Genomic DNA, 1,774 nt, shown 5'->3' on the forward strand with positions numbered 1-1,774 from the left:
GGGTTAGGCCACCGGCTTCGGGTGTTACCGACTTTCATGACTTGACGGGCGGTGTGTACAAGGCCCGGGAACGTATTCACCGCAGCGTTGCTGATCTGCGATTACTAGCGACTCCGACTTCATGGGGTCGAGTTGCAGACCCCAATCCGAACTGAGACCGGCTTTTTGGGATTCGCTCCACCTCGCGGTATCGCAGCCCATTGTACCGGCCATTGTAGCATGCGTGAAGCCCAAGACATAAGGGGCATGATGATTTGACGTCATCCCCACCTTCCTCCGTGTTGACCACGGCAGTATCCCATGAGTTCCCACCATCACGTGCTGGCAACATAGGACGAGGGTTGCGCTCGTTGCCGGACTTAACCGAACATCTCACGACACGAGCTGACGACAACCATGCACCACCTGTATAGAAGTGTCCAAAGAGTCCTGTATCTCTACAGTGTTCTTCTACATGTCAAGCCTTGGTAAGGTTCTTCGCGTTGCATCGAATTAATCCGCATGCTCCGCCGCTTGTGCGGGCCCCCGTCAATTCCTTTGAGTTTTAGCCTTGCGGCCGTACTCCCCAGGCGGGGAACTTAATGCGTTAGCTACGACACAGAACCCGTGGAACAGGCCCTACATCTAGTTCCCAACGTTTACGGCATGGACTACCAGGGTATCTAATCCTGTTCGCTCCCCATGCTTTCGCTCCTCAGCGTCAGTAGCGGCCCAGAGATCTGCCTTCGCCATCGGTGTTCCTCCTGATATCTGCGCATTCCACCGCTACACCAGGAATTCCAATCTCCCCTACCGCACTCTAGCCTGCCCGTACCCACTGCAAGCCCGAGGTTGAGCCTCGGGTTTTCACAGCAGACGCGACAAGCCGCCTACGAGCTCTTTACGCCCAATAATTCCGGACAACGCTTGCACCCTACGTATTACCGCGGCTGCTGGCACGTAGTTAGCCGGTGCTTTTTCTGCAGGTACCGTCACTTTCGCTTCTTCCCTACTAAAAGAGGTTTACAACCCGAAGGCATTCATCCCTCACGCGGCGTTGCTGCATCAGGCTTGCGCCCATTGTGCAATATTCCCCACTGCTGCCTCCCGTAGGAGTCTGGGCCGTGTCTCAGTCCCAGTGTGGCCGGTCACCCTCTCAGGCCGGCTACCCGTCGTCGCCATGGTGAGCCATTACCTCACCATCTAGCTGATAGGCCGCGAGTCCATCCACCACCGATAAATCTTTCCCACAACAGGCCATGCGGCCATTGTGCATATCCAGTATTAGACACCGTTTCCAGTGCTTATCCCAGAGTGATGGGCAGGTTACTCACGTGTTACTCACCCGTTCGCCACTCATCCACCAGAGCAAGCTCTGGTTTCAGCGTTCGACTTGCATGTGTTAAGCACGCCGCCAGCGTTCGTCCTGAGCCAGGATCAAACTCTCCGTAAAAAACGATTGCAAACACGCTCACCGGAATAAGGCAAAGACGTGCTGCGAGTTCAACCTGACAAAAACAAACATCAATACTGACGTTCATATAATTTGTCCAAAAGGAATCGCCATCAACCAAACCAAACGGCTTGGCGACGGGATATAAAATTTGGCATTTGACAATTTTCAAGTGCACACTATTGAGTTCTCAAGGACCAGACACTCCCCGTACCAGCCGAAGCCTCCCGAAGAGTTACTGCCATCCACACCACCAAAAACCGTGGTGTTTACCGCAAGCTAATTCAGCCGGCCCGCTCTGCGGCCCGGCTTCGTTGCGGCGACAAGAGATAACATTACGCA

1 rRNA gene is annotated in these 1,774 nt (G+C 54.3%); it reads right to left on the bottom strand.

Features of this window, described 5'->3' with window-relative positions:
• Window positions 1–1,432 (bottom strand): 16S ribosomal RNA (locus tag ACXR2W_RS14105); the annotation flags it as partial.
• Window positions 1,433–1,774: the final 342 nt, after the last annotated feature.

The organism is Leucobacter faecis, from assembly GCF_054456695.2.